This window comes from Rubrivivax sp. JA1026 (assembly GCF_011065555.1).
Classification (GTDB): Bacteria; Pseudomonadota; Gammaproteobacteria; order Burkholderiales; family Burkholderiaceae_C; genus Rubrivivax; species Rubrivivax benzoatilyticus.
This window is the reverse complement of record NZ_JAALCQ010000012.1, coordinates 52,578-76,832: the sequence shown is the minus strand read 5'-3', so window position 1 is coordinate 76,832 and position 24,255 is coordinate 52,578. Positions and strand designations below refer to the sequence as shown.

At 71.4% G+C, this 24,255-nt stretch carries 24 protein-coding genes and 1 riboswitch; of the genes, 9 read left to right on the top strand and 15 right to left on the bottom strand.

Features of this window, described 5'->3' with window-relative positions; translation table 11 throughout:
* Positions 1–17: 17 nt before the first annotated feature.
* The 10 genes from G5B56_RS18325 to G5B56_RS18280 all read right to left on the bottom strand — a co-directional run bounded on the left by G5B56_RS18325 (position 18) and on the right by G5B56_RS18280 (position 11,013).
* A complete protein-coding gene (locus tag G5B56_RS18325; protein ID WP_009856985.1) occupies positions 18–1,229 on the bottom strand; it encodes a TIGR03862 family flavoprotein in 1,212 nt (403 codons plus the stop codon).
* Entirely contained in the window at positions 1,222–1,884 is a 663-nt protein-coding gene (ribB, locus tag G5B56_RS18320) for a 3,4-dihydroxy-2-butanone-4-phosphate synthase (RefSeq protein ID WP_009856986.1), read from the bottom strand. Before ribB ends, G5B56_RS18325 begins: the two co-directional genes overlap by 8 nt.
* A 92-nt stretch (positions 1,885–1,976) precedes the next feature.
* Positions 1,977–2,121, bottom strand: a riboswitch (FMN riboswitch).
* A gap of 40 nt (positions 2,122–2,161) precedes the next feature.
* A complete protein-coding gene (locus G5B56_RS18315) occupies positions 2,162–3,073 on the bottom strand; it encodes an SDR family oxidoreductase (protein ID WP_164964176.1) in 912 nt (303 codons plus the stop codon).
* Positions 3,070–3,522: a GNAT family N-acetyltransferase gene (locus tag G5B56_RS18310; RefSeq protein WP_009856988.1), complete on the bottom strand. Its 453-nt coding sequence runs from the start codon at positions 3,520–3,522 to the stop codon at positions 3,070–3,072. The genes G5B56_RS18315 and G5B56_RS18310 overlap by 4 nt, the downstream gene beginning before the upstream one ends.
* Positions 3,519–4,529: an NADP-dependent oxidoreductase gene (locus tag G5B56_RS18305; protein WP_009856989.1), complete on the bottom strand. Its 1,011-nt coding sequence runs from the start codon at positions 4,527–4,529 to the stop codon at positions 3,519–3,521. The genes G5B56_RS18310 and G5B56_RS18305 overlap by 4 nt, the downstream gene beginning before the upstream one ends.
* A 16-nt stretch (positions 4,530–4,545) precedes the next feature.
* Complete coding sequence (locus G5B56_RS18300; protein ID WP_164964175.1) at positions 4,546–5,334, bottom strand: SDR family oxidoreductase; 789 nt, start codon at positions 5,332–5,334, stop codon at positions 4,546–4,548.
* Complete coding sequence (locus tag G5B56_RS18295) at positions 5,334–5,624, bottom strand: Dabb family protein (RefSeq protein WP_014428644.1); 291 nt, start codon at positions 5,622–5,624, stop codon at positions 5,334–5,336. The genes G5B56_RS18300 and G5B56_RS18295 overlap by 1 nt, the downstream gene beginning before the upstream one ends.
* Before the next feature lie 14 nt (positions 5,625–5,638).
* Entirely contained in the window at positions 5,639–7,423 is a 1,785-nt protein-coding gene (locus G5B56_RS18290) for an acyl-CoA dehydrogenase (RefSeq protein ID WP_164964174.1), read from the bottom strand.
* Positions 7,424–7,705: 282 nt separating this feature from the next.
* The gene (locus G5B56_RS18285; RefSeq protein WP_164964173.1) at positions 7,706–8,881 is read right to left on the bottom strand and encodes an acetyl-CoA C-acyltransferase; all 1,176 of its coding nucleotides are present in this window, start codon (positions 8,879–8,881) and stop codon (positions 7,706–7,708) included.
* Positions 8,882–8,904: 23 nt separating this feature from the next.
* Entirely contained in the window at positions 8,905–11,013 is a 2,109-nt protein-coding gene (locus G5B56_RS18280; protein ID WP_164964172.1) for a 3-hydroxyacyl-CoA dehydrogenase NAD-binding domain-containing protein, read from the bottom strand.
* 212 nt (positions 11,014–11,225) lie between these two features.
* On the opposite strand from G5B56_RS18280, the gene ubiM reads away from it, so the two are divergent.
* The 3 genes from ubiM to G5B56_RS18265 are packed head-to-tail and all read left to right on the top strand — an operon-like array spanning position 11,226 to position 13,066.
* Complete coding sequence (ubiM, locus tag G5B56_RS18275) at positions 11,226–12,434, top strand: 5-demethoxyubiquinol-8 5-hydroxylase UbiM (protein WP_164964171.1); 1,209 nt, start codon at positions 11,226–11,228, stop codon at positions 12,432–12,434.
* A 36-nt stretch (positions 12,435–12,470) separates the two neighbouring features.
* Positions 12,471–12,752 carry a YlcI/YnfO family protein gene (locus G5B56_RS18270; RefSeq protein ID WP_029718355.1) on the top strand — a complete coding sequence of 94 codons (282 nt, stop codon included), beginning with the start codon at positions 12,471–12,473 and terminating at the stop codon, positions 12,750–12,752.
* On the top strand, positions 12,749–13,066 hold the full coding sequence (locus G5B56_RS18265; protein WP_164964170.1) for a type II toxin-antitoxin system RelE/ParE family toxin: 318 nt from the start codon (positions 12,749–12,751) through the stop codon (positions 13,064–13,066). The genes G5B56_RS18270 and G5B56_RS18265 overlap by 4 nt, the downstream gene beginning before the upstream one ends.
* Before the next feature lie 32 nt (positions 13,067–13,098).
* Here G5B56_RS18265 and G5B56_RS18260 read toward each other — a convergent pair whose 3' ends face one another.
* The 4 genes from G5B56_RS18260 to G5B56_RS18245 are packed head-to-tail and all read right to left on the bottom strand — an operon-like array spanning position 13,099 to position 16,809.
* Complete coding sequence (locus G5B56_RS18260) at positions 13,099–13,794, bottom strand: ABC transporter ATP-binding protein (protein ID WP_164964169.1); 696 nt, start codon at positions 13,792–13,794, stop codon at positions 13,099–13,101.
* On the bottom strand, positions 13,788–14,552 hold the full coding sequence (locus G5B56_RS18255) for an ABC transporter ATP-binding protein (RefSeq protein ID WP_164964168.1): 765 nt from the start codon (positions 14,550–14,552) through the stop codon (positions 13,788–13,790). The genes G5B56_RS18260 and G5B56_RS18255 overlap by 7 nt, the downstream gene beginning before the upstream one ends.
* The gene (locus G5B56_RS18250; RefSeq protein WP_164964167.1) at positions 14,549–15,787 is read right to left on the bottom strand and encodes a branched-chain amino acid ABC transporter permease; all 1,239 of its coding nucleotides are present in this window, start codon (positions 15,785–15,787) and stop codon (positions 14,549–14,551) included. The genes G5B56_RS18255 and G5B56_RS18250 overlap by 4 nt, the downstream gene beginning before the upstream one ends.
* A complete protein-coding gene (locus tag G5B56_RS18245) occupies positions 15,784–16,809 on the bottom strand; it encodes a branched-chain amino acid ABC transporter permease (RefSeq protein ID WP_164964166.1) in 1,026 nt (341 codons plus the stop codon). Before G5B56_RS18245 ends, G5B56_RS18250 begins: the two co-directional genes overlap by 4 nt.
* Before the next feature lie 82 nt (positions 16,810–16,891).
* Between G5B56_RS18245 and G5B56_RS18240 the strand changes: the two genes are divergently transcribed.
* The 5 genes from G5B56_RS18240 to G5B56_RS18220 all read left to right on the top strand — a co-directional run bounded on the left by G5B56_RS18240 (position 16,892) and on the right by G5B56_RS18220 (position 20,701).
* The gene (locus G5B56_RS18240) at positions 16,892–18,376 is read left to right on the top strand and encodes a YdiU family protein (RefSeq protein ID WP_240920845.1); all 1,485 of its coding nucleotides are present in this window, start codon (positions 16,892–16,894) and stop codon (positions 18,374–18,376) included.
* Entirely contained in the window at positions 18,373–18,819 is a 447-nt protein-coding gene (msrB, locus tag G5B56_RS18235; protein WP_164964164.1) for a peptide-methionine (R)-S-oxide reductase MsrB, read from the top strand. The genes G5B56_RS18240 and msrB overlap by 4 nt, the downstream gene beginning before the upstream one ends.
* 97 nt (positions 18,820–18,916) lie before the next feature.
* Complete coding sequence (locus tag G5B56_RS18230; protein WP_164964163.1) at positions 18,917–19,558, top strand: septation protein A; 642 nt, start codon at positions 18,917–18,919, stop codon at positions 19,556–19,558.
* The gene (locus tag G5B56_RS18225; protein ID WP_009857005.1) at positions 19,555–19,818 is read left to right on the top strand and encodes a BolA family transcriptional regulator; all 264 of its coding nucleotides are present in this window, start codon (positions 19,555–19,557) and stop codon (positions 19,816–19,818) included. The genes G5B56_RS18230 and G5B56_RS18225 overlap by 4 nt, the downstream gene beginning before the upstream one ends.
* A gap of 70 nt (positions 19,819–19,888) precedes the next feature.
* On the top strand, positions 19,889–20,701 hold the full coding sequence (locus tag G5B56_RS18220; protein WP_009857006.1) for a peptidylprolyl isomerase: 813 nt from the start codon (positions 19,889–19,891) through the stop codon (positions 20,699–20,701).
* A gap of 84 nt (positions 20,702–20,785) precedes the next feature.
* Here the strand turns inward: G5B56_RS18220 and G5B56_RS18215 are convergent, their stop codons facing one another.
* Positions 20,786–22,183: a DEAD/DEAH box helicase gene (locus G5B56_RS18215; protein WP_029718352.1), complete on the bottom strand. Its 1,398-nt coding sequence runs from the start codon at positions 22,181–22,183 to the stop codon at positions 20,786–20,788.
* 310 nt (positions 22,184–22,493) lie between these two features.
* Between G5B56_RS18215 and ettA the strand changes: the two genes are divergently transcribed.
* A complete protein-coding gene (ettA, locus tag G5B56_RS18210; protein WP_009857008.1) occupies positions 22,494–24,158 on the top strand; it encodes an energy-dependent translational throttle protein EttA in 1,665 nt (554 codons plus the stop codon).
* Positions 24,159–24,255: the final 97 nt, after the last annotated feature.

Here is a 24,255-nt window from a genome sequence, read left to right as displayed (position 1 = left end):
ACGGCCGGCGCGAGGGCTCAGCGCGACAGCCAGCGCGCGGCGCCGTCACCCGCCGCGAGCCCGGTCGTGAAGCAGCCGGTCAGCAGATAACCGCCGGTCGGTGCCTCCCAGTCGAGCATCTCGCCGGCGACGAAGACGCCCGGAAGCGCGTGCAGCATCAGGGCGTCGTCGACGGCACCGAGGCGCACGCCGCCGGCGCTGCTGATCGCCTCGGCGATCGGCCGCGGCGCCGTCACCGGCACCGGCAAGGCCTTGATCGCCGCGGCCAGCTTGTCGACGTCGTGCTGATCGGCCTTGGGCACCAGCTCCCACAGCAGCGCGGTCTTCACGCCGCCCAGGTTCAGGCGCGACTTCAGGTGCGAGGCCAGCGAGCGGCTGCCACGCGGGTGCGCCAGTTCGCGCCGCACCCACTCCAGCGGCCGCGCCGGCAGCAGGTCGAGCTCGAACACCGCCCGGCCGTCGCGCGCGATCGCATCGCGCAGCGCGGCCGAGAAGGCGTAGACCAGGCTGCCTTCGACGCCGGTCTCGGTCAGCACGAATTCGCCCGGGCGGCGCTCGCCGCCGAAGGTGATGGCCACCGACTTCAGCGGCTCGCCGGCGTGGCGCGTGCGCAGGAACTCGCTCCAGGCGACGTCGAAACCGCAGTTGGACGGCGCCAGCGGCGCGAGTTCGACGCCACGCGCTGCCAGCCAGGGCCACCAGGCGCCGTTGCTGCCCAGGCGCGGCCAGCTGGCGCCGCCCAGCGCCAGGATCGTGGCGTCGGCGCGGCGCGTCACCGGCCCGGCCGGGCCGTCGAAGGCCAGCGCGCCGTCATCGCTCCAGCCGGTCCAGCGGTGGCGCATCTGGAAGACGACGCCGGCCGCACGCAGCCGGTGCAGCCAGGCGCGCAGCAGCGGCGCGGCCTTCATCTCCGCCGGGAAGACGCGGCCCGAGGTGCCGACGAAGGTCGACACGCCGAGCCCGGCGGCCCAGGCGCGCAGCGCGTCAGCGCCGAAAGCCTGCAGCCGCGGCGCCATCCAGCCGGCGGCCGGGCCGTAACGCGTGACGAAACGCTCGAAGGGCTCGGAGTGCGTCAGGTTCAGCCCGCCCTTGCCGGCGAGCAGGAACTTGCGCCCCGCCGAGGGCATCGCGTCGAAGACCTCGACACGGTGCCCGGCGGCGGCCAGGCGTTCGGCGGCCATCAGTCCGGCCGGGCCGGCACCGATGACGACGGCCAGGCGATCAGCCATCGGCCCTCCCCTGGCGCCACTGCACGAGGTCCTCGATGGACAGCGTCGGCAGCCCGTGCAGCGCGGCGAAGGCCTCGATCTGGGCGCCACGCGCCATGCTGCCGTCGGGGTTCATCAGCTCGCAGAGCACCGCGGCGCGTTGCAGGCCGGCCAGGTCGCAGAGCTCGATCGCGCCTTCGGTGTGGCCGCGGCGCTGCAGCACGCCGCCAGCTTCGGCACGCAGCGGGAAGACGTGGCCGGGGCTGACCAGCGCGTTGGCACCGGCACCGGGCGCGGTGGCGGCACGCACCGTCGTCAGCCGGTCGGCGGCGCTGACACCGGTCGTGACGCCGTCGCGCGCCTCGATCGACACGGTGAAGGCCGTGCCGTGGCGGCTGCCGTTGTGAACGACCATCGGCGCCAGGCGCAGCCGCGCTATGGCCTCGGGCGGCAGGCACAGGCAGACGATGCCGCTGCATTCGCGGATCAGCATCGCCATCGTCGCCTCGGTGAGGTGTTCGGCGGCGACGATCAGGTCGGCCTCGTTTTCGCGGTCGTCGTCGTCGACGAGCAGCACCGGGCGGCCGGCGCGCATCGCCGCCGCGGCGGCAGCCAGCCGCTGGCGCAGCGTGGACGGAGAACCGGCCAGCGCCGGGGTGTGGACAGAGTGATTCATGTGGAGACGCTCCTTCGAGTGGGATGGAGACGTTCCAGGGACGCCTGCGCGCCGCCACGCCGCAACCAGCCGGAGCCGGGCGCGGCACAGCGGCACGTCTTCTTTCATCCGGACTGTGACCGTCGGCCCTGGCTTCGCACCAGGTCTGCTGACCCCGGCTTGCGCCGGGCGCTCGCGGGCTCGCGGCCGGAGCCGCCTACCGCCGGTGGGGAGTTCCACCCCGCCCTGAAGACGTGTGCCGGCACCATGCCGGCGCCCGGACTGTAACCGCTGCCGCTCAGCCCCGGCCGCGCAGCGCCGCGCGCAGCTGGTCGCCGACCTGGGGTCGGTCGGCGAAGGCGTCGCTCGGGTTACGCCCGGCGACGAGGTCGTCCAAACGCTGGCGCACCGAGCCCAGCGTCTGCGGATGGCTGAAGACGTAGAAGCGGTTCTCGTCCATCGCGTCGAAGACCCACTGCGCGACGTCGGCAGCGCTGACCTTGCCGCCGGTGACGGCTTTTTCCATCATCGCCTGGGCGACCATCTGGCTGCGTGTCGGCCGGCCGTCGGCGGCCAGCTCGGGCGGGCGGTGGCGGCCGCTCTCGTGGATGCCGGTGGGCACGAAGAACGGGCACAGCACGTGGGCGTGCACACGTTCGGCGACCAGCGACAGGTCCTGGTACAGCGTCTCGCTGAGCGCCACGACGGCGTGTTTGCTGACGTTGTAGACGCCCATGTTGGGCATGTTGACGAGGCCGGCCATGCTGGCGGTGTTGACGACGTGGCCGCGGTAGCCGGGGTCGGCTTTCGCCGCTTCCAGCATCGCCGGCACGAAGACGCGCACGCCGTGCGCCACGCCCATCAGGTTGACGCCCAGCACCCATTCCCAGTCGCGCGCCGACTGCTCCCAGATCAGCCCGCCGGCACCGACGCCGGCGTTGTTGAAGACGAAATGCGGCGTGCCGAAACGCTCGAAGGTGGCCGCGGCCAGCGCCTCGACCTCGGCCGCCTTGGCGACGTCCAGCCGGAACGGCAGCACCTCGGCGCCACGGCCACGCAGCTCCTCGGCCGCGGCCTCCAGCGCGGCGGCCTGCAGGTCGGCGGCGACGATCTTCATGCCGCGTGCGGCAGCGATGCGCGCGGTCTCCAGCCCGAAGCCGCTCGCGGCGCCGGTGATGACCGCGACGCGGCCCTGCCAGTCGGTGTTCATCGGGGGCTCCTCAGCAGCATTTCGAGGTGGGGGATGTCGTCTTCGAGATAAGGCTCGCCGACCGGCTCGAAGCCGAAGCCGGCGTAGAAACGTTCGAGGTGGGCCTGGGCGCTGATGCGGATGCCCTGCCCCGGCCACGCCGCCAGACAGCGCGTGACGCCCTCGGCGACCAGCGCGCGGCCCAGCCCGGTGCCGCGGCGCTCGGCCGAGCTGATGACGCGGCCGATCGACGGCTCGGCGTACTTCAGCCCCGGATCGACGACACGCAGATAGGCCTGCAACACGCCGGCGTCGTCGCGGCCGAGCAGATGCCAGCAGTGCCGGTCGATGCCGTCGGGGTCCAGGTACGGCCCTTGTTCGAGGATGAAGACGCGGCAGCGCAGCGCCAGCGCGTCGTAGAGGTCGTCCAGGCGCAGGTCGTCCCAGCGCAGCCAGTGCCAGTGGATCAAACGAGTTTCACCAGTTGTTTGCCGAAGTTGCGGCCCTTCAGCATGCCGAGGAAGGCCTCGGGCGCCGCGGCCAGGCCGTCGGCGATGCTCTCGCGGTACTTGATCGTGCCGCCGGCCACACCCGCCGCCAGTTCGCGCAGCGCCTCGGGCCAGTCGCCCATGTGTTCGCTGACGATGAAACCCTGCACCGTCAGCCGCGACTGCAGGATGAGCTGCGGCCAGGTCATCGGGATGGGCTGGCCGTCGTAGCCGGCGATCATTCCGCACAGCGAGATGCGGCCGAAGTCGTTCATTCGCAGCATCGTCGCGTCCATCACCGCGCCGCCGACGTTCTCGAAGCACCCGTCGACGCCGTCGGGAGCGGCGTCGCGCAGCGCACGTGCCAGCGAGCGTGCGTCGGCGTGTTCGCGGTAGTCGATGCAGGCGTCGAAGCCCAGTTCGTCCACGACGTAGGCGCATTTGGCCGCTCCGCCGGCATAACCGACGACGCGGCAGCCGCGCGCCTTGGCGAGCTGACCGACGACGCTGCCGACCGCGCCGCTGGCGGCGCTGACGACCACCGTCTGCCCGGGCTTGGGCGCGATGATGCGCACCAGCCCGTACCAGGCGGTGACGCCCGGCATGCCGACGGCGCCCAGATAGGCCGACAGCGGCAGCCGCGTGTCGACCTTGCGCAGCATGCCGGCCGCGCCGCCGTCGACCACCGAATAGAGCTGCCACCCACCCATGCCGACGACCGCATCGCCGGCGGCGTAGCCCGGGTGGCGGGAGTCGACGACCTCGCCGACCGTGCCGCCGATCATCACCTCGCCCAGCGGCTGCGGCGCGGCGTAGCTCTTGGAGTCGTTCATGCGGCCGCGCATGTACGGATCGAGGCTCAGGTAGTGGTGGCGCACGAGCACCTGGCCGTCGGCCAGCGCCGGCAGCGGCGCCTCGACGAAGCGGAAGTTGGCGGCCGTCGCTTCGCCTTGCGGGCGCGAGGCCAGCACGATCTGCTGGTTGTTCATGTCGTCTCCTGGAGCCCTAGCCAGCGTGCACGGCGCTGACACCGCCGTCCACCGCCAGCACCTGGCCCGTGATGTGTTTGCCGGCCGGGCTGCACAGCAGCAGCGCGGCGCCTTTCAGATCGTCGTCGTCGCCGATGCGGCCCAGCGGCGCGGCTGCGGCCAGCCGCTGCTCGCCGACCGCTTCGAGCGTGCCGCGCGTCATCTTGCTCGGGAAGAATCCCGGCGCCAGCGCGTTGACGTTGATGCCGTGGCGGCCCCATTCGCCGGCCAGCGTGCGCGTGAAGTTGACGACCGCGCCCTTGCTCGTGCCGTAGGCGATGAACTGCATGTTCAGGCTGCCGGCCAGACCGGCTATCGAGGCGACGTTGACGATGCGCCCCGAACGGCGCGGGATCATGCTGGCGCGCGCCACCGCCTGCGAGAACAGGAACAGGCTGCGCACGTTCAGGTCCATGACCTTGTCCCAGGCGTCGAGCGGGTGGTCCTCGGCCGGCGCGCCCCAGGTGGCGCCGGCGTTGTTGACGAGGATGTCGATCGGCCCCAGGCGCTGCAGCGTCTCGTCGACGATGCGCTGCACGTCCTCGGGCCGGCTGGCGTCACCGGCGACCCAGCGTGCGTCGACGCCGCGATCGGCCAGGTGGGCGACGGCCTGCTCCAGGTCGGCCGCCTTGCGCGAGGTCAGCATCACCTTGGCGCCGGCTTCACCCAGCGCCTCGGCGATCTGCAGCCCCAGGCCACGCGAGCCGCCGGTGACGAGCGCGACACGCCCGTCGAGGCGGAAGAGGTCCATCACCGGCGTGCTCATCAGCCCTCCGTCGTGTAGTCGAGCACGTGGCGCGTCTGGCGCAGCGTGCCCAGCAGCTTGGACACCGCCTGGTGATGCGGGTGGTTCTGGTAGGCGTCCAGCGCGGCGGCATCGGCGAAGGTCGAGTCGAGCAGCACGTCGACGTTGGCCTCGCAGCCGGGCTCGGCGATCGCGGCGCGGAAGTGCAGCATGCCCGGCACCAGCGCCGCGCAGGAATCGAGTTCGGCCTTGAAGCGCGGCGCATCGGCCTTGTCCTTCAGGGTCCACATCACCAGGTGTCGTACAGCCATCGTTGGTTCCTCGGTCAGAAACAGGAGTCGTCCAGTTCACGCACCAGCGCCTCGCGCCGCGCCACCGGCGCCAGCCAGGCGTCGATCTTGGGCAGCTCGTAGGCGTAGAAGTAGCGTGTGGCCGCCAGTGTGCCCGGGCGCGAGGCGCCGGTCGCGACGGCCAGATCCAGCCACAGCCAGGCGACGACGACGTGGCCGAAGGCCTGCAGATAGGGCGTCGCGTTGGCCGTCGCCGCTTCGGCGTCCCCGGTGGCCCAGGCCGAACGTGTCGCCGCGCCCAGGCGCTGCAAAGCACCGGCCAGCGCGACGCCGGCTTCGGCCAGTCCGGCCACCTGGCCGGCACGCTGAGCCGTGGCGTCGATGCGGGTCGCCAGCAGCTTCAGCGCCGCGCCGCCGTCGGCCAGCACCTTGCGGCCCAGCAGGTCCAGCGCCTGGATGCCGTGCGTGCCCTCGTGGATCATGTTCAGGCGGTTGTCGCGCCAGTACTGCTCGACCGGGAAGTCGCGTGTGTAGCCGCAGCCGCCCAGCACCTGGATCGCCAGCGAGTTGGCCTCCAGGCACCACTCGCTGGGCCAGCTCTTGGCGATCGGCGTCAGCAGCTCCAGCAGCCGGCGCGCGTCGGCCGCGGCCTCGGGCGTGCCGGTGCGCGCCTCGTCGACGAGGCGGGCGCAGTACAGCGACAGCGCCAGCCCGCCTTCGACATAGCTCTTCTGCGCCAGCAGCATGCGGCGCACGTCGGCGTGGCGCAGGATCGGCACCTGCGGCTGCGTCGCGTCCTTGGCGCCCAGCGGCCGGCCCTGCGGACGCTGGCGCGCGTACTCCAGGCTGGCCTCGTAACCCGCCCAGCCCAGCATCACCGCGCCCAGGCCGACGGCTATGCGCGCCTCGTTCATCATGTGGAACATGCAGCGCAGGCCGTCGCCGGGGCGGCCGACGAGCCAGGCGACGGCGCCGTCGCGTTCGCCGAAGTTCAGCAGCGTGTTCGTCGTGCCGCGGTAACCCAGCTTGTGGTTCAGCCCGGCCAGCGCCACGTCGTTGCGCCGGCCCGGCCGGCCATCGGGCCCGGGCAGGAACTTCGGGCAGATGAACAGCGACAGTCCCTTGACGCCCGGCGGCAATCGGCCGGTTTCGTCGGGGATCTTGGCCAGCACCAGATGCACGATGTTGGCCGCCAGCTCGTGTTCGCCGCCGGAGATCCACATCTTGTGGCCGCGCAGCCGGTAACGCGGGCCCAGCGCATCGGCCTCGTGGCCGGGGCCGTCGGGCTCGGCGCGGGTCGCGACGTCCGACAGCGACGAGCCGGCCTGCGGCTCGCTGAGACACATCGTGCCGAACCATTCTCCGGCGAACAGCCGGCGTGCGAAGGTCTCGCGCTGCACCGGCGTGCCGTGCGCGGCGATCAGGTTGGCGTTGCCGGTGGTCAGCATCGCGTAGCCGGCGATCGCGACGCTGGCCTTGCTGAAGAAGGCGTTGGCCGCCATCTCGGCGACGCACGGCAGCTGCAGACCGCCGAACTCGGCGTCCTGCGACGCCGCCAGCAGCCCCGACTCGACATAGGCCGCGACCGCGGCGGGTGTGCTCTCGGGCAGGTGCACGCGTTCGCCGTCGAAACGCGGCTCCTCGACGTCGGCGCGGCGGTTGGCCGGCGCGAAACGTTCGGCGGCGATGCGCTCGGCCAGGTCGAGCACCGCGCCGACGGTCTCGCGCGAGTGCTCGGCGTGGCGGTCGCGGGTGAAGAGTGCGTCGACGTCCAGCCAGTCGTGCAGCAGGACGTCCAGGTGTTCGCGCAGCGAACTCACTTTGGCACCCTTCGGCCTGCGGCCGGTCCCGCCAGGCGGGAATGAGCCCCGGACAAGTCCTGAGGGCTCACTGGCGCACCCTTCGGCCTGGCGGCCGGTCCCGCTAGGCGGGAATGAGCCCCGGACAAGTCCTGAGGGCTCATGCGGCGTCTCCGAGCCGGACGGTGGGGCGCGCCCTGGAGCGAAGTAAAGGAGGAGTCCCGGCGCAGCCGGGACGGGGGACATGAGCGCAAGGGCGCGCCCCGGCGGCCGGCTCTCGCGCCGGCTTGTCAGCCGCGAGCCTCACAGCACCTCGAACACGCCGGCCGCGCCCATGCCGCCGCCGATGCACATCGTCACGCAGACCCGTTTGGCACCGCGGCGCCGGCCTTCGATCAGCGCGTGGCCGGTCAGGCGCTGGCCGCTGACGCCGTAGGGGTGGCCGATCGCGATCGCGCCGCCGTTGACGTTGAGCCGCTCCATCGGGATGCCCAGCCGGTCGGCGCAGTACAGCACCTGCACCGCAAAGGCTTCGTTGAGTTCCCAGAGGTCGATGTCGTCGACCGTCAGGCCCAGACGCTGCAAGACCTTGGGCACCGCGAACACCGGGCCGATGCCCATCTCGTCGGGCTCGCAGCCGGCGACGGCGAATCCGAGGAAACGCCCCAGCGGCTTCAGCCCCTTCTGCTCGGCGTAACGCTCGTGCACGACGACGCAGGCGCCGGCCCCGTCGCTGAACTGGCTGGCGTTGCCGGCGGTGATCACGCCGCCGGGCATCGCCGGGCGGATGCCCTGGATGCCTTCGTAAGTCGTGCCCGGGCGCAGGCCTTCGTCGACGCTGACCGTGACTTCGCGGCTGCGCAGCCCCAGCACCTTGTCGGCGACGCCGGCGACCGTCGTCACCGGCACGATCTCGTCGGCGAACAGGCCCTGCTCCTGCGCCGCGCAGGCGCGCTGCTGGCTCTGCGCGCCGTAGCGGTCCTGGCGCTCCTTGGAGATGCCGTAGCGCCGGGCGACGTTCTCGGCCGTCTGCAGCATCGTCCAGTAGATCTCGGGCTTGCTCTTCTTCAGCGCCGGGTCGAACAGCATGTGCTGGTTCATCTCCTGCTGCACGCAGGAGATGCTCTCGACGCCGCCGGCGACATAGACCTCGCCTTCGCCGGCGACGATGCGCTGGGCCGCGCTGGCGATCGTCTGCAGGCCGCTGGAGCAGAAGCGGTTGATCGTCATGCCGGCGGTCGTGACCGGCAGCCCGGCGCGCAGCGCGATCTGGCGCGCGATGTTGGCGCCGGTCGCGCCTTCGGGGTTGGCGCAGCCCATCAGCACGTCCTCGACGGCGGCGGGCTCGATGCCGGCGCGCTGCACGGCCGCGGCGACGGCCGCAGCCCCCAGCGTCGCGCCGTGGGTCATGTTGAACGCACCCTTCCAGCTCTTGGCCAGCGGCGTGCGTGCGGTGGAGACGATGACGGCTTGGCTCATGGTCGGTCCTCGGGTTCGGGGCTTCAGGCGGTGAAGCGGCGGCCTTCGGCGGCCAGGCGGGCGAGCAGCGGCGCAGGCTCCCAGAAGCCGGCGTCGTCCAGCGGGTTGCGGCCGAAGGCCTTCATCGTCTGCACGACGTTGAAGAGGCCCTGGCTGTCGGCGTAGCACATCGGCCCGCCGCGCCACAGCGGGAAGCCGTAGCCGGTGAGGTAGACCATGTCGATGTCGCTGGCCTTGCTGGCGATGCCGTCCTCGAGGATCTTGGCGCCTTCGTTGACCAGCGCGTAGACCAGGCGGTGCACGATCTCGTCGTCGGAAATCGTGCGCGCCGTGATGCCGAGCCCGGCGCGGTGCTTCGCCACCATCTCCTCGACCACCGGCGACGGGATCGCGTCGCGTTTGCCGGGCGCGTAGTCGTACCAGCCGGCGCCGGTCTTCTGGCCGTAGCGGCCCATCTCGCAGAGCAGGTCGGCGGTCTGGCTGTAGCGCATCTGCGGCTGCTCGACGTAGCGGCGCTTGCGGATCGCCCAGCCGATGTCGTTGCCGGCCAGGTCGCCCATGCGGAACGGGCCCATCGCGAAGCCGAAGGCCTCGACGGCCTTGTCGACCTGCTGCGGCGTGCAGCCTTCTTCCAGCAGGAAACCGGCCTGACGGCTGTACTGCTCGATCATGCGGTTGCCGATGAAGCCGTCGCAGACACCCGAGACCACCGCCGTCTTGCGGATCGTCTTGGCGAGCTGCATCACGGTGGCCAGCACGTCCTTGGCGGTCTTCTCGCCGCGCACCACCTCCAGCAGCTTCATCACGTTGGCCGGGCTGAAGAAGTGCATTCCCACCACGTCGGCCGGGCGCTTGGTGAAGCCGGCGATGCGGTTCACATCCAGCGTCGAGGTGTTGCTGGCGAGGATGGCGCCGGGCTTCACCACCTCGTCGAGCGCACCGAAGACCTGCTGCTTGACGCCCAGGTCCTCGTAGACGGCCTCGATGACGAGGTCGCAGTCGGCCAGGTCGGCATACGACAGCGTCGTCGTCAGCAACGCCATCCGCTGCTGGTACTTGTCTTCCTTCAGCTTGCCCTTCTTGACCTGGGCCTCGTAGTTGCGGCGGATCGTCGCGACACCCCGCTCCAGCGCCTCGGCCGTCGTCTCCAGGATCGTCACCGGCAGGCCGGCGTTGAGGAAGTTCATGCTGATGCCGCCGCCCATCGTGCCGGCGCCGACGACGCCGACCTTGGCGATGCGGCGCAGCGGCGTGTCCTCCGGCACGTCGGGAATCTTGCTGGCCGCGCGTTCGGCGAAGAAGGCGTGGCGCAGCGCCTGGCTCTCGGGCGTGAACATCAGCGCCATGAAGAGCTCGCGCTCGTAGGCCAGGCCGGCGTCGATGTCGCGTTTGACCGCCGCTTCGACGGCGTCGACACACTTGGCCGGCGCCGGGAAGTGCTTGGCCATCGCCTTCACGGTGTGGCGCGCGAACTGGAAGAAGGCGTCGGGGTTGGCGTGGCGCGCCTTCAGGTCGCGCACCCGCGGCAGCGGCGCGCCGCCGGCGTGTTCGTGGCCCTTGGCGGCGGCGAAGGCCACGGCGCCGGCCAGCAGCTCGCCTTCGATGATCTGGTCGAAGAGCTTCTGCCCGGGCAGCGAGGCCAGCAGCTCGCTGGCCACCGGCTCGCCGGAGACGATCATGTTCAGCGCGGTCTCGACGTCGAGCACGCGCGGCAGGCGCTGCGTGCCGCCGGCGCCGGGCAGCAGGCCGAGCTTGACCTCGGGCAGCGCGACCTGGGTGGCCGGCGCGGCGACGCGGTAATGGCAGGCCAGCGACAGCTCCAGCCCGCCGCCCATGCAGGTGCCGTGCATCGCGGCGACCACCGGCTTGCCCGCCAGCTCCACCTGGCGGATCAGCGAATGCAGATTGGGCTCGGCGATCGCCCGGTCGGTGCCGAACTCCTTGATGTCGGCGCCGCCCGAGAACACCTTGCCGGCGCCGGTGACGACGATCGCGACGACGGCGGGGTCGGCCAGCGCACGTTCGAGGCCGGCGCTCAGTTCGCGCCGCGTCGCCAGCCCCAGGCCGTTGACCGGCGGGTTGTCCAGCGTGAGCACGGCGACCTCGCCGTGGAGGTCGTAACGGACGGCCATGATGTCTCCTTCTGGGGGCCGTTTTCCGAGACGGGAAGGCCTCGGTTCGGCTCGGTTTCGAACGGTCGTTTCATTCTAGGAGCCGGGTTTCGGGGCGCGCTGTCCCTGCGGCGACAAAGGCCGGCGCCGCCTCGCACATGACTTCAGTCAAGCCCATGACGGCGACGCGCCGATATCGTGCGCCGGCCACTCGGGGCCTTGATGCCCCTCAAATGACCGTGAACGACTTCCACACCACCGACGTCGCCATCGTCGGCGCCGGCCCCGCGGGCCTGGCGCTGGCGGCGGCGCTCGCGCAGGCCGGCCTGCGTTGCACCGTGCTCGAACAGAACAGCGCCGAGTCGCTGGTCGCGCCGCCGGAAGACGGCCGCGACATCGCGCTGACGCACCGTGCGCGCGCCATCCTCGAGCGCCTGGGCCACTGGGACCGGCTGCCGGCCGACGAGATCGCGCCCTTGAAGCGCGCGCTGGTGCGCAACGGCGCGTCGCCGCTGGTGCTGCCCTTCGACGGCCAGGCCGACGGCCACGAGGCGCTGGGTTTCCTGGTGCCCAACCACCGCCTGCGCGAAGCCGCCTACGCCGCGGCCGCCGCCACGCCGGGCGTCGAGATCGTCGGCGACGCGAAGGTCACCGCGCTGCAGCGCGACGAACAGGCCGCGACCGTGCGCCTGGCCGACGGCCGCGCCTGGCGCGCGCCGCTGGTCGTCGCCGCCGACAGCCGCTTCTCGACGACGCGGCGCCTGGGCGGCATCGGCGCGCACCTGCTGGACTTCGGCCGCACCTGCATCGTCGTGCGCATGCGCCACGAGGAAGACCACGAGAACACCGCGCACGAGTGCTTCCGCTACGGCAACACGCTGGCCATCCTGCCGATGGCCGGGCGCCAGAGTTCGGCCGTCGTGACGCTGAAGAGCGACCAGGCGCCGGAGTGGATGGCGCTGTCGGACGAAGCCTTCGCGCTGCGGGTCGAGGAGCACTTCGACCGTCGCCTCGGCCGCATGGACGTCGCCGCGCCGCGCCACGCCTACCCGCTGGTCGCGGCCTACGCGACACGTTTCGCCGGCCCGCGTTTCGCGCTCGTCGGCGACGCCGCGGTCGGCATGCACCCGGTCACCGCGCACGGCTACAACTTCGGCCTCTACGGCGTCGAGGTGCTGGCGCGTGAACTGGCGCGCGCCGCACGCGGGCGCCGCGACCTCGGCGACGCCGCGGTGCTGGCGGCCTACGAACGCGAGCACCGGATGCGCACGCTGCCGATCTACCTCGGCACCAACGCCATCGTGCGCCTGTTCACCGACGACACGCCGCCGGCCAAGCTGGTGCGCGGCGCGGTGCTGAAGGCGGCCAGCGTCGCGTCGCCGCTGCGCACGCTGATCGCGCGCCAGCTCACCGGGGGCGTGCGGGGCCCGGCGTCGGCCTGAACGCCAAAAGTATCGCAAACGCGATACAGTGGCGCGATGAAGTCCACGACCATCCCGCCGGTGCGCATCGAGCCGCAGTTCCGCGAGGAGATCGAGCAGGCGCTCGAAGAAGGCGAGAGCCTGGCGTCGCTGGTCGAGCAGGCGGTGCGCACCGAGGTCGCGCGCCGCCGTGACCAGGCCGAGTTCGTGCGCCGCGGCCTGGCCGCGGTCGCGCGCTCCGAGGCCGACGGCGACTGGGTGCCGGCGGAGACGGTCATCGCCAAGCTCGAAGCCCGGCTGAGCAAGGCGCGCGAGCGCCGTCAGAAGCCGGCCGAATGAACTACCAGGTCGTCTTCAGCCGCGAGGCCGAAGAGGATCTGCTGAGGCTGTTCGAACACGCTTTCGCGCGTGAGCTGAACAGCCCGAGCGGCGACGTCGAGATCGCAGCGAGAGCCATCGACGCGATCCGCCAGGCCTGCCGGTTTCTCGCCGTCAGTCCCTTCAGCTGCCGCAAGGCGGCCAGCAGCCCGTTCGCACGCGAGCTCATCGTGCCCTTCGGCGCCAGCGGCTTCGTCGTCTATTTCGAGATCCGGGCCGAGCGGCGTGTGCACGTCGGTGCCGTGCGCCATCAGCGCGAAAGCGACTATCACTGAAGGCGTCCTGCGCCTGCCGAAGGCCCGCGCCCTCAGACCTCCAGCCACTCCCGCCGCACGCCGGCGTCGGCCGACAGCGCGGCCGGCGTGCCGGCGAAGACGATGCGGCCGCGGCCCATCACCAGGCAGCGGTCGGCGAGTTGCAGCGCGATCGCCAGCTTCTGCTCGACCAGCAGCACGCCGACGCCGCGCCGGCGCGCCTCGGCCAGCAGTTCGGCCACCTGGGCGACGACCTGCGGCGCCAGGCCTTCGGTCGGCTCGTCGACGATCAGCACAGCGGGGTCGCCGACCAGCGTGCGGGCCAGCGTCAGCATCTGCTGCTCGCCGCCGGACAGCACGCCGGCCGGCGCCTGGGCGCGCTCGGCCAGGCGCGGGAAGCGGGCCAGCAGCTCGGTCGTCGTCCAGCGCCGGGTGCCGGCGCGCGGGCGTTCGCCCAGGCGCAGGTTCTCGGCGACGCTGAGCGTCGGGAAGACGTCGCGGCTCTCGGGCACGTAGCCCAGGCCGGCATGCGCGATCTGGTGCGCCGGTCGTCCCAGCAGTTCGACACCGTTCCAGCGCACCGAACCGCGTGCCGGCAGCAGGCCCATCAGCGCCTTGGCCGTCGTCGACCGGCCCGAGCCGTTTCGGCCGAGCAGCGCGACGATCTCGCCGGGCGCGACGTCGAACTCGACGCCGTGCAGCACCGGACGCACGCCGTAGCCGGCTTCGAGGCAACGCACCGTCAGCATGCGCCCTCCCCGGCCGCCGGCAGCGCGCCCAGATAGGCCTGCTGCACGCGAGCGTCGGCACGCACGGCCGCGGGCGTGTCGAAGGCGACGACCTCGCCGTCGACCAGCACCGCGATGCGGTCGGCGAGCTCGAAGACGACGCTCATGTCGTGTTCGACGACGAGCAGCGTGCGCCCTTCGCTCGCGCGGCGGATCAGCGCGACGAACCAGGCCGTCTCCTCGCGGCTCATGCCGGCGGTCGGCTCGTCGAGCAGCACGATGCCGGCGCCGCCGGCGATCGTCAGGCCGATCTCCAGCGCACGCTGCTCGGCGTAGGCGAGCTGCGCCGCCGGCACGTCGCGGCGGTGTTCCAGGCGCAGCATCGCCAGCAGCGCGTCGGCGCGTTCGTCGAGGCCGCGGCGCCGTGCCGGGCGCCAGAAGGCGTAGCCGGCACCCTCGCTGTGCAGCAGCGCGCAGCGCAGGTTCTCCGCCGTCGACAGGCGCGTGAACAGCTGGCTGGTCTGGAAGCTGCGCGCCAGCCCGCGGCGCACGATCTCGTAGGGCGGCAGGCCGTGGATCGCCTGGCCGTTCAGCAGGATCTCGCCGGCGTCGGGCGCGAGCTGGCCGCTGATCAGGTTGAACAGCGTGCTCTTGCCGGCGCCGTTGGGGCCGATCAGCGCGACGCGTTCGCCCGGTTTCACGGCCAGGCTGGCGCCGCGCACGACCTCGGTGCGGCCGAAACGCCGCTGCACGTTGCGCAACTCCAAGGCCGGCGTCATCGCGCTCCCTCCTGCGCCCATTGCGGCGCCAACTGCCGCCGTGCCAGTTCGAACAAGCCCACCGCGGTGGCCAGCAGCAGCGCCGCGCCGACCCAGGCGTCGGCCGACTCGGCGCTCAGCGGCAGGCCGATGAAGTTCAGCGCCGGGCCCGAAGCGGCATCGAGCTGGCGCCGGTACAGCAGCTCGACGATGAGCGCCAGACCGGCCAGCGCCGCGACGGCCAGCACGATCAAGGCCGCCAGCCCGGCCCACAGCCGGCGCAGGACACCCGCGGCGGCGGCGCACGTCAGGCCCGCCAGCGCACCGGCCAGCCCGCCGGGCGCGAGCATCACGACGGCGATGAAGGCCAGCCCGAGGTACAGCAGCCAGGCGCGCGTCAGCGCCGACAGCAGCACGCCGGACAGCACCATCAGCACCGCGCCGATGATGGGCCCGGCGAAATAGCCGCTGCCGCCCAGCACCGTGAACAGCAGGTAGGCGCCCGAACGCAGCGAGCCCAGCACCTCGGCGCTGACGATCTCGAAATGCAGTGCCGCCAGCCCGCCGGCCACGCCCATGAAGAAGCCCGAGACGAGGAAGGCCCGGTAGCGCACGCGGCGTGCGCTGTAGCCGACGAACTCGGCGCGCAGCGGGTTGTCGCGCACGGCGTTCAGCATGCGCCCCAGCGGCGTGCGCGTGAAGCCGTACATCGCCGCGGTGCAGACAAAGCAGTAGACGGCGATCAGCGCGTAAACCTGCCAGGCCGGGCCGAAGCTGATGCCCCAGACGGGCTCGCCGATCACGCGGTCGGCGCTCAGCCCGCCTTCGCCGCCGAAGACCGTCGGGAACATCAGCGCCACCGCGGCGACCAGCTCGCCCAGGCCCAGCGTGATCATCGCGAACGGCGTGCCGGCGGTGCGTGTCGTCAGCCAGCCCAGCGTCGCCGCGCCGGCCAGCCCGCCCAGGCCGCCGACCAGCGGCACCAGGCTGACCGGCAGCACCAGCGTGCCGGCGGCCATCCAGCGCAGCGTGTGGATCGCCGCGTAGGCGCCCAGCCCCGAATAGACCGCATGGCCGAAGCTCAGCATGCCGCCCTGCCCCAGCAGCAGGTTGAAGGCCAGGCAGGCGACGATGGCGATGCCGATCTGCGACAGCAGCGTCAGCGCCAGGCTGCTGTCGAACAGCCACGGCGCGCCGGCCAGCGCCAGCGCGTAGACGCCCCAGACGGACGCGGCGCGGACCCGGCGCGCCGTCATCCTTCGCGCGTGCCGAACAAGCCGCGCGGGCGCAGCACCAGCACCAGCACGAGCAGCAGGTACGGCAGGATCGCCGCCACCTGCGACAGCTTCACGCTCCACAGCGCCAGCGCCGCGGTCTCGGGCGCCGGCGTCCAGTGCAGCGCGGCGGCCAGGTCGGCCAGCGAGCGGTCGCTGGCCACGGCGAACGAGTCCAGCACGCCCAGCAGCAGCGAGGCGACGAAGGCCCCGGCCAGCGAGCCCAGCCCGCCGATGACGATCAGCGCGAAGACGACCGGCCCGACGGCCTGCGCCATCGAGGGCTCGGTGACGCGCATCGCGCCGCCGACGACCCCGGCCAGCGCCGCCAGCGCGGTGCCGGCGCCGAAGACCAGCATGAACACCCGCGGCACGTCGTGGCCCAGCGCCTGCGCCATCTGCGGGTGCGTCAGCGCGGCGCGGATCACCAGGCCCAGCCGCGTCGTGCGCAGCGCCAGCGCCAGCACGGCCAGCAGCGCCAGCGCCAGCGCCATCGCGAAGGCACGCAGCGCCGGGAACTGGGTGCAGACCAGCGCCGCGTCGCCACGGCAGGCCTCGGGTGCCGCGCCCCAGGCCAGCGCCAGCCCGGCCGGCGCCTGCACCAGCGTGAACAGCGGCCCGGCCAGCGCCGCCGGCGGCTCGAAGGCCAGCGGCTGACGGCCCCAGACGAGCTGCACCGCCTCGACGATGACGTAGGCCAGCCCGAAGGTGACGAGCAGCTCGGCGACGTGGCCTTGCGCGTGCACACGCCGCAGCACCCAGCGCTCGAAGCCCGCGCCGGCCAGCCCGACGACCAGCGGCGCGACGACCAGCGCGACCCAGAAGCCGGCGCCGGCCGCGACGGTGGCGCCGACGTAGGCACCCAGCATGTAGAAGCTGGCGTGGGCGAAGTTCAGCACGCCCATCAGGCTGAAGATCAGCGTCAGCCCCGAGGCCAGCAGGAACAGCAGCAGCCCGACGGACAGCCCGTTGAGCAGCGAGACGAGGAAGTGCGAGGCGTCCATCACGAAGGCGTGACGATAACGGCCCGCGCCGCTGAAGCCCCTGCGCCGGCGTGGCGCGCGCCCGCTTCCGACAATGGTCCCGATGAACGCTCCCGACCGGATCTTCCCCGACGGCCCACGCTGGCGCGACGACGGTTTCGTGCGCCGCGCCGGCGCGCCGCTGGCCGTCGCCCAGCCGCCGCAGCCGGTGCCCGAGGCGCACTGGGTGGCGCGCAACGAGGTCTTCGCGCGGGAGCTCGGCTGGTGGGACTGGCTGCAGCACGACGAGGCGCTGGCGCTGCTGGCCGGCAATACCCAGCCGGCCGGCGGCACGCTGGCCACCGTCTATTCGGGGCACCAGTTCGGCGTCTGGGCCGGGCAGCTGGGCGACGGCCGCGCGCTGCTGCTGGGCGAGGCCGACACGCCGCTCGGGCCGCTGGAGCTGCAGTTGAAGGGCTGCGGCCTGACGCCCTACTCGCGCATGGGCGACGGCCGCGCGGTGCTGCGCTCGTCGATCCGCGAGTACCTGGGCTCCGAGGCGATGCACGCGCTGGGCATCCCGACGACACGGGCACTGGCGCTGGTCGGCTCGCCGCTGCCGGTGCGCCGTGAACGGGTCGAGACCGCCGCCGTCGTCACGCGTGTCGCGCCCAGCTTCCTGCGTTTCGGCCACTTCGAGCACTTCGCCCACACCGCGGCCGACGAGGCGGCGCTGCGCCGGCTGGCCGACGCGGCGATCGAACGCTACTTCCCCGCCCAGGCCGAGGCCGCCAACCGCTACGCCGCGCTGCTGGAAGAAGTCGCGCGGCGCACGGCGCGGCTGGTGGCGCAGTGGCAGGCGGTCGGCTTCTGCCACGGCGTGATGAACACCGACAACATGTCGCTGCTGGGGCTGACGATCGACTACGGGCCTTTCGGCTTCCTCGACACCTTCGACCCGGGGCACGTCTGCAACCATTCCGACCACCAGGGCCGCTACGCCTACGCGCGCCAGCCCAACGTCGCGTTCTGGAACCTGCACGCGCTGGCCCAGGCGCTGCTGCCGCTGCTCGGCGACCCCGACGCCGCGGTGGCCGCGCTGGAGCCTTACAAGAGCGAGTTCCTGGCCGCGCTGCAGACGGCGATGCGCGCCAAGCTCGGCCTGCGTGACGAACGCCCCGAAGACGGCGCGCTGGTCGACGACCTGCTGCGCCGCATGGCCGCCGACGGCGCCGACTACACGATCAGCTTCCGCCGCCTGGCGCGTTTCGACAGCACGCCGGGTGCGAACCACGACGCGTTGCGCGACCTGTTCCTCGATCGGGAGGCCTTCGACGCCTGGGCGCTGCGTTATGCCGAACGCCTGCGTGCCGAAGCCAGCCTCGACGCCGAGCGCCGCTTGCGAATGGAGCGCCGCAACCCCAAGTACGTGCTGCGCAACCACCTCGCCGAGACCGCGATCCGCCAGGCCGAAGCCGGCGACTTCGGCGAGGTCTCGCGGCTGCTGGCCGTGCTGCAGCATCCGTTCGACGAGCAGCCCGAGCAAGAGGCGCTCGCCGGTTTCCCGCCCGACTGGGCGCGCCAGTTGGAGATCTCCTGTTCGTCATGAGCCTGTTCGACAAAACACCTGCCGCCCATCCGCACGACGACCCGCGCTACGAGGTCCGCAAGAGCGACGCCGAATGGCGCGCCCAGCTCGACCCGATGCAGTACCAGGTCGCGCGCCACGCGGCCACCGAGCGCCCCTTCACCGGCAAGTACTGGGACCACACCGGCCGCGGCCGCTACGACTGCATCGGCTGCGGCGCGCCGCTGTTCTCCAGCGAGACCAAGTTCGACGCCGGCTGCGGCTGGCCGAGCTACTGGCAGCCGCTGGAGGCCGACGTCATCGAGGAGGTGCGCGACACCAGCCACGGCATGGTGCGGGTCGAGGTGCGCTGCCGCCGCTGCGGCAACCATCTGGGCCATGTCTTCGAGGACGGCCCGGCGCCGACCGGCCAGCGCTACTGCATCAACTCGGCGGCCATCGACTTCAAGCCCGAGGCCGCGTGAACCCCAGCCCGTATCGGCCCGCCGCCGTCACGGCTTCGCCGCAACCCACCCGACGCAGCCGGCACAATCGCCCCATGAACCGCTCCCGTCGCCTCGCATGAAGCTGTTGCTGGACTTCCTGCCGATCGTCCTTTTCTTCGCCTGCTTCAAGCTCGCCGAGAGCCGCCCGGAATGGGCGGCGGACTTCGCCACCGCCAACTTCGGCGCGCTCGTCTCCGGCGGCGTCGTCGGCCCGAAGGAGGCGCCGGTGCTGCTGGCGACCGTCGTCGTGATCCTCGCGACGCTGGCCCAGGTGCTGGTGCTCAAGCTGCGCGGCAAGCGCATCGACGCGATGCTGTGGATCAGCCTGGTGCTGGTCGTTGTCTTCGGCGGCCTGACGATCTGGTTCCACAACGAGACCTTCATCAAGTGGAAGCCCAGCGTGCTGTACTGGACGATGGGCACCGCGCTGTGGCTGGCGCCGCTGCTGGCCGGCAAGAACCTGCTGAAGCTGCTGCTGGGCGAGCAGATGGTGCTGCCCGAACGTGTCTGGCACCGGCTGAACTTCGCCTGGGTCGCGTTCTTCGCCGCGATGGGCCTGCTCAACATCTGGGTGGCCTACAGCTTCAGCACCGACGCCTGGGTCAACTTCAAGCTCTTCGGCGGCATCGGCCTGATGTTCGCCTTCACGATCGCCCAGGGCCTGTACCTCGGCCGTTATCTCGAAGAGCCGGCGGCGCCGAACGAGGGCAAACAATGAGCCGCGCCGCCGACATCGAAGCCGCGCTGCGCGCCGCTCTGGAGCCGACCGAGCTCGAAGTCGTCGACGACAGCGCCCGCCACGCCGGCCACGCCGGCGCGCGCGAAGGCGGCCATTTCCAGGTGCGCATCCGCAGCGCGCGCTTCGCCGGGCTGGCCCCCTTGGCGCGCCATCGCCTTGTGTATGATGCCCTCGGCCCTCTGGGCCAACGGGGTGTGCATGCCCTCGCGATCGACGCGCAGCCGCCCCGCCAGGACTGACACCCCTCGAACAACTCCATCGTCGCGCCGCCGCTTCGGGCGATCCGCGACCCATCCGAAAGTGCCATCCATGAGCTCGAAGACCTTCGCCGTGCGCACGGCGCTCGCCACCGCGGCCGCCGCACTGCTGATGCCGCTGGCCGCACAGGCGCAGAACATCGCCGTCGTCAACGGCAAGCCGGTGCCCAAGAGCCGTGTCGAGACGCTGCTGCAGCAGGCCGCGCGTGCCGGCCAGCAGATCGGCCCGGAACTGCAGCAGCAGGCCCGTGACCAGGTCGTGCTGCGCGAGATCTTCGTCCAGGAAGCCGAGAAGAAGGGCATCGCCACCTCGGCCGACTACAAGGCGCAGATGGAACTCGCCCGCCAGAGCATCCTGATCCGCGAGCTGTTCGACAGCTACCGCAAGACGCACCCGGTGACCGACGCCGACGCCCAGGCCGAGTACGACAAGTTCAAGGCCGCGGCCTCGGGCACCGAGTACCGTGCCCGCCACATCCTGGTGGAGACCGAGGACGAGGCCAAGAAGCTGATCGCCCAGATCAAGTCCGGTGGCAGCTTCGAGGAACTGGCGAAGAAGCACTCCAAGGACCCGGGCTCCGGCGAGAACGGCGGCGACCTGGACTTCGCCAAGCCCGACGCCTACGTGCCCGAGTTCAGCCAGGCCATGGCCGCGCTGAAGAAGGGCGAGATGACGCAGACGCCGGTGAAGAGCCAGTTCGGCTGGCACATCATCCGCCTCGACGACACGCGCGAGGCGCAGTTCCCGGCCTTCGACGACGTGAAGGACCAGATCAAGCAGCGCATCGAGCAGGCCCGCCTGCAGCAGTACCAGGAAGAGCTGCGCAAGAAGGCCCGCACCGACTACAAGTTCGGCGGCGAGTGACACGGTGCCGCCGGGCAACCGGCGGCAGACAGGCAAAAGGCCCCTCGCGGGGCCTTTTTCATTGGTGTCTCGGGAGGCCGCCGCTCAGCGACGCGGCCCGCGCGGGCCTTGCGAGGCGCGGCCGCCGCCGTGGCCGTGCGAGGACCCGCCGCGCGGCGACGACGCACCACCGCGCCCCCCGGCGCCGGCCGGGCGCTGGCCACCACCCCCGTTGCCACCGCCCGACGCGCCTTGCGGCCGGCCGCCGCGCGAGGGCATGCCACCCCCGGCGTTGCGGCGCGTGCCGCCGACGCCGATGGTCATGCGGCCGAGCACGATCGGCTCGGCGCGCTCGCCGGCCGGGGGCTCGAAGCCGGGGATCACCTGCACCGGGATCTCGCGCTTGATCAGGCGCTGGATGTCGCGCAGGAAGATCTCCTCGTCCAGGCAGACCAGCGAGACCGCCTCGCCGCTGGCGCCGGCACGGCCGGTGCGGCCGATGCGGTGAACGTAGTCTTCCGGCACGTTCGGCAGCTCGTAGTTGACGACGTGCGGCAGCTGGTCGATGTCGATGCCGCGCGCGGCGATGTCGGTGGCCACCAGCACCTGCAGCGTGCCGGCCTTGAACTCGGCCAGCGCCTTGGTGCGTGCGCCCTGGCTCTTGTTGCCGTGGATCGCCATCGCCGTGATGCCCTGCTCGTTCAGGTACTCGGCCAGGCGGTTGGCGCCGTGCTTCATGCGCGTGAAGACCAGCACCTGGTGCCAGTCGCCCTGGCGGATCAGGTGCGCCAGCAGTTCCTTCTTCTTCTCGCGCCCGACCGGGTGCACCTTCTGCGCGATGGTGTCGGCGGTGGCGTTGCGCCGCGCGACCTCGATCAGCGCCGGCTGGTTCAGCAGGCGGTCGGCCAGGGCCTTGATCTCGTCGCTGAAGGTCGCCGAGAAGAGCAGGCTCTGCTTCTTCTGGGGCAGCACCGCGAGCACCTTCTTGATGTCGTGGATGAAGCCCATGTCGAGCATGCGGTCGGCTTCGTCGAGCACCAGGATCTGCACCTGCGACAGGTCCAGCGTGCCCTGGCCGTGGTGGTCCAGCAGCCGGCCGGGCGTCGCGACGAGGATGTCGACGCCTTTGCGGAGGCGGTCGATCTGCGGCTGCATGCCGACGCCGCCGAACATCACCATGCTGGTCAGCGGCAGGTACTTGCCGTAGGCACGCACGCTTTCCTCGACCTGGGCGGCGAGTTCACGTGTCGGCGTCAGCACCAGCGCGCGCACGGCGATGCGGCCGCGGGAGTCGCGCACCGGCTTGGAAGCGGACAGACGCTGCAGCATCGGCAGCGTGAAGCCGGCGGTCTTGCCGGTGCCGGTCTGCGCGCCGGCGAGCAGGTCGCCGCCCTGCAGCACCGCCGGGATCGCCTGGGCCTGGATCGGGGTCGGCACGTCGTAGCCCTGTTCGCGAACGGCGCGCAGCAGCGGCTCGGCAAGGCCGAGATCGGAAAAATTCATGGACTTGGTATTCGGTCGGCCTGTCGCCCGCTCGGGGGCGCCAGTCGCAGGCGTCGGATCATGGGGCCGCGAGGCGGCGTCGGGCTCGACGACGATGCAGCGACTGGGCTCTGCATCGGTGCCGAAAATTCTATCTGATGCAGATCAAACCTGCTGAGTGAAACCCCACCGGGCAAAACCATCGCCTCGGCCGACGCCACCCGCGGCGGGGAAACGGCGCGGGTGAGGACACGCGGAAAGGCGACAATAGCGGTTTGGCCGCGCCACGCGGCCGTGCTCCACCCATACCGAAAGAACCGAACAGGACTCCATGGCCCAGTACGTATTCACGATGAACCGCGTCGGCAAGATCGTGCCGCCGAAGCGGCAGATCCTGAAGGACATCTCGCTGTCCTTCTTCCCTGGCGCGAAGATCGGCGTGCTCGGCGTCAACGGCAGCGGCAAGTCGACGCTGCTGAAGATCATGGCCGGGCTGGACAAGGACATCGAGGGCGATGCCGTCCCGATGCCCGGCCTGAAGATCGGATACCTGCCGCAGGAACCCGAGCTGAACCCCGACCAGACCGTGCGCGAAGCCGTCGAACAAGGCATCGGCGGCGTGCTCGCCGCCAAGAAGCGCCTGGACGAGGTCTACGCCGAGTACGCCGAGCCCGACGCCGACTTCGACAAGCTGGCCGCCGAGCAGGCCGAGCTCGAGGCGATCATCGCCGCGGCAGGCAGCGAGAACACCGACCTGCAGCTCGAACTGGCCGCCGACGCGCTGCGCCTGCCGCCCTGGGACGCGCAGATCGGCCTGCTGTCCGGCGGCGAGAAGCGCCGCGTGGCGCTGTGCCGTCTGCTGCTGTCCAAGCCCGACATGCTGCTGCTCGACGAACCGACCAACCACCTGGACGCCGAGTCGGTGGACTGGCTGGAGCAGTTCCTGCAGCGCTTCTCGGGCACCGTCGTCGCGATCACCCACGATCGCTACTTCCTGGACAACGCCGCCGAGTGGATCCTCGAACTCGACCGCGGCATGGGCATCCCGTACAAGGGCAACTACTCCGAGTGGCTGGACCAGAAGGAACGCCGCCTGGAAGTCGAGCAGAAGAAGGAAGACGCGCGCATCAAGGCGATGAAGGAGGAGCTCAAGTGGGTCCGCTCCAACGCCAAGGGCCGCCAGGCCAAGAGCAAGGCGCGTCTGGCCCGCTTCGAGGAGCTGTCGGACGTCGACTACCAGCGCCGCAACGAGACCAACGAGATCTTCATCCCGGTCGCCGAGCGCCTGGGCAACGAGGTCATCGAGTTCAAGAACGTCACCAAGAGCTTCGGTGAGCGCTGCCTGATCGACAACCTCAGCTTCAAGGTCCCGCCGGGCGCCATCGTCGGCATCATCGGCCCCAACGGCGCCGGCAAGTCGACGCTGTTCCGCATGATCCAGGGCCTGGAAAAGCCGGACAGCGGCGAGGTCGTGATCGGCAAGACCGCCAAGGTGACCTTCGTCGACCAGAGCCGCGAAAGCCTGGCCGGCGACAAGACCGTGTGGGAAGACGTCTCCGGCGGCCTGGACAACATCGTCGTCGGCCAGTTCGTGATGCCCAGCCGCGCCTACCTGGGCCGCTTCAACTTCAAGGGCAACGACCAGCAGAAGCTCGTCGGCAACCTGTCCGGCGGCGAACGCGGCCGCCTGCACCTGGCCAAGACGCTGGCCCAGGGCGGCAACGTGCTGATGCTCGACGAACCGTCGAACGACCTGGACGTCGAAACGCTGCGTGCGCTGGAAGAGGCGCTGCTCGAGTTCGCCGGCAGCGCGATGGTTATCAGCCACGACCGCTGGTTCCTGGACCGCATCGCGACCCACATCCTGGCCTGCGAAGGCGAGTCGCAGTGGTTCTTCTACGCCGGCAACTACCACGAGTACGAAGAAGACAAGAAGAAGCGCCTGGGCGAGGAAGGCGCGCGGCCGAAGCGCGTGCGCTTCAAGCCGATCAAGTGAGACCGGGCGGCGACGCCTGAACGGACGGCGGCCTGCGGGCCGCCGTTTTCGTTTCCGGGCGTCCGATTGCCGCTTGACTTGTACAAGCGTATAACGC

What these genes read in the sequence shown, in the direction of transcription:
- G5B56_RS18325 (WP_009856985.1), bottom strand. Translation starts at nt 1,229, where the DNA reads ATGGCTGATCGCCTGGCCGTCGTCATCGGTGCCGGCCCGGCCGGACTG.
- ribB (WP_009856986.1), bottom strand. Translation starts at nt 1,884, where the DNA reads ATGAATCACTCTGTCCACACCCCGGCGCTGGCCGGTTCTCCGTCCACG.
- G5B56_RS18315 (WP_164964176.1), bottom strand. Translation starts at nt 3,073, where the DNA reads ATGAACACCGACTGGCAGGGCCGCGTCGCGGTCATCACCGGCGCCGCG.
- G5B56_RS18305 (WP_009856989.1), bottom strand. Translation starts at nt 4,529, where the DNA reads ATGAACAACCAGCAGATCGTGCTGGCCTCGCGCCCGCAAGGCGAAGCG.
- G5B56_RS18300 (WP_164964175.1), bottom strand. Translation starts at nt 5,334, where the DNA reads ATGAGCACGCCGGTGATGGACCTCTTCCGCCTCGACGGGCGTGTCGCG.
- G5B56_RS18295 (WP_014428644.1), bottom strand. Translation starts at nt 5,624, where the DNA reads ATGGCTGTACGACACCTGGTGATGTGGACCCTGAAGGACAAGGCCGAT.
- G5B56_RS18285 (WP_164964173.1), bottom strand. Translation starts at nt 8,881, where the DNA reads ATGAGCCAAGCCGTCATCGTCTCCACCGCACGCACGCCGCTGGCCAAG.
- G5B56_RS18280 (WP_164964172.1), bottom strand. Translation starts at nt 11,013, where the DNA reads ATGGCCGTCCGTTACGACCTCCACGGCGAGGTCGCCGTGCTCACGCTG.
- ubiM (WP_164964171.1), top strand. Translation starts at nt 11,226, where the DNA reads ATGACCGTGAACGACTTCCACACCACCGACGTCGCCATCGTCGGCGCC.
- G5B56_RS18270 (WP_029718355.1), top strand. Translation starts at nt 12,471, where the DNA reads ATGAAGTCCACGACCATCCCGCCGGTGCGCATCGAGCCGCAGTTCCGC.
- G5B56_RS18265 (WP_164964170.1), top strand. Translation starts at nt 12,749, where the DNA reads ATGAACTACCAGGTCGTCTTCAGCCGCGAGGCCGAAGAGGATCTGCTG.
- G5B56_RS18260 (WP_164964169.1), bottom strand. Translation starts at nt 13,794, where the DNA reads ATGCTGACGGTGCGTTGCCTCGAAGCCGGCTACGGCGTGCGTCCGGTG.
- G5B56_RS18255 (WP_164964168.1), bottom strand. Translation starts at nt 14,552, where the DNA reads ATGACGCCGGCCTTGGAGTTGCGCAACGTGCAGCGGCGTTTCGGCCGC.
- G5B56_RS18250 (WP_164964167.1), bottom strand. Translation starts at nt 15,787, where the DNA reads ATGACGGCGCGCCGGGTCCGCGCCGCGTCCGTCTGGGGCGTCTACGCG.
- G5B56_RS18245 (WP_164964166.1), bottom strand. Translation starts at nt 16,809, where the DNA reads ATGGACGCCTCGCACTTCCTCGTCTCGCTGCTCAACGGGCTGTCCGTC.
- G5B56_RS18240 (WP_240920845.1), top strand. Translation starts at nt 16,892, where the DNA reads ATGAACGCTCCCGACCGGATCTTCCCCGACGGCCCACGCTGGCGCGAC.
- msrB (WP_164964164.1), top strand. Translation starts at nt 18,373, where the DNA reads ATGAGCCTGTTCGACAAAACACCTGCCGCCCATCCGCACGACGACCCG.
- G5B56_RS18230 (WP_164964163.1), top strand. Translation starts at nt 18,917, where the DNA reads ATGAAGCTGTTGCTGGACTTCCTGCCGATCGTCCTTTTCTTCGCCTGC.
- G5B56_RS18225 (WP_009857005.1), top strand. Translation starts at nt 19,555, where the DNA reads ATGAGCCGCGCCGCCGACATCGAAGCCGCGCTGCGCGCCGCTCTGGAG.
- G5B56_RS18220 (WP_009857006.1), top strand. Translation starts at nt 19,889, where the DNA reads ATGAGCTCGAAGACCTTCGCCGTGCGCACGGCGCTCGCCACCGCGGCC.
- G5B56_RS18215 (WP_029718352.1), bottom strand. Translation starts at nt 22,183, where the DNA reads ATGAATTTTTCCGATCTCGGCCTTGCCGAGCCGCTGCTGCGCGCCGTT.
- ettA (WP_009857008.1), top strand. Translation starts at nt 22,494, where the DNA reads ATGGCCCAGTACGTATTCACGATGAACCGCGTCGGCAAGATCGTGCCG.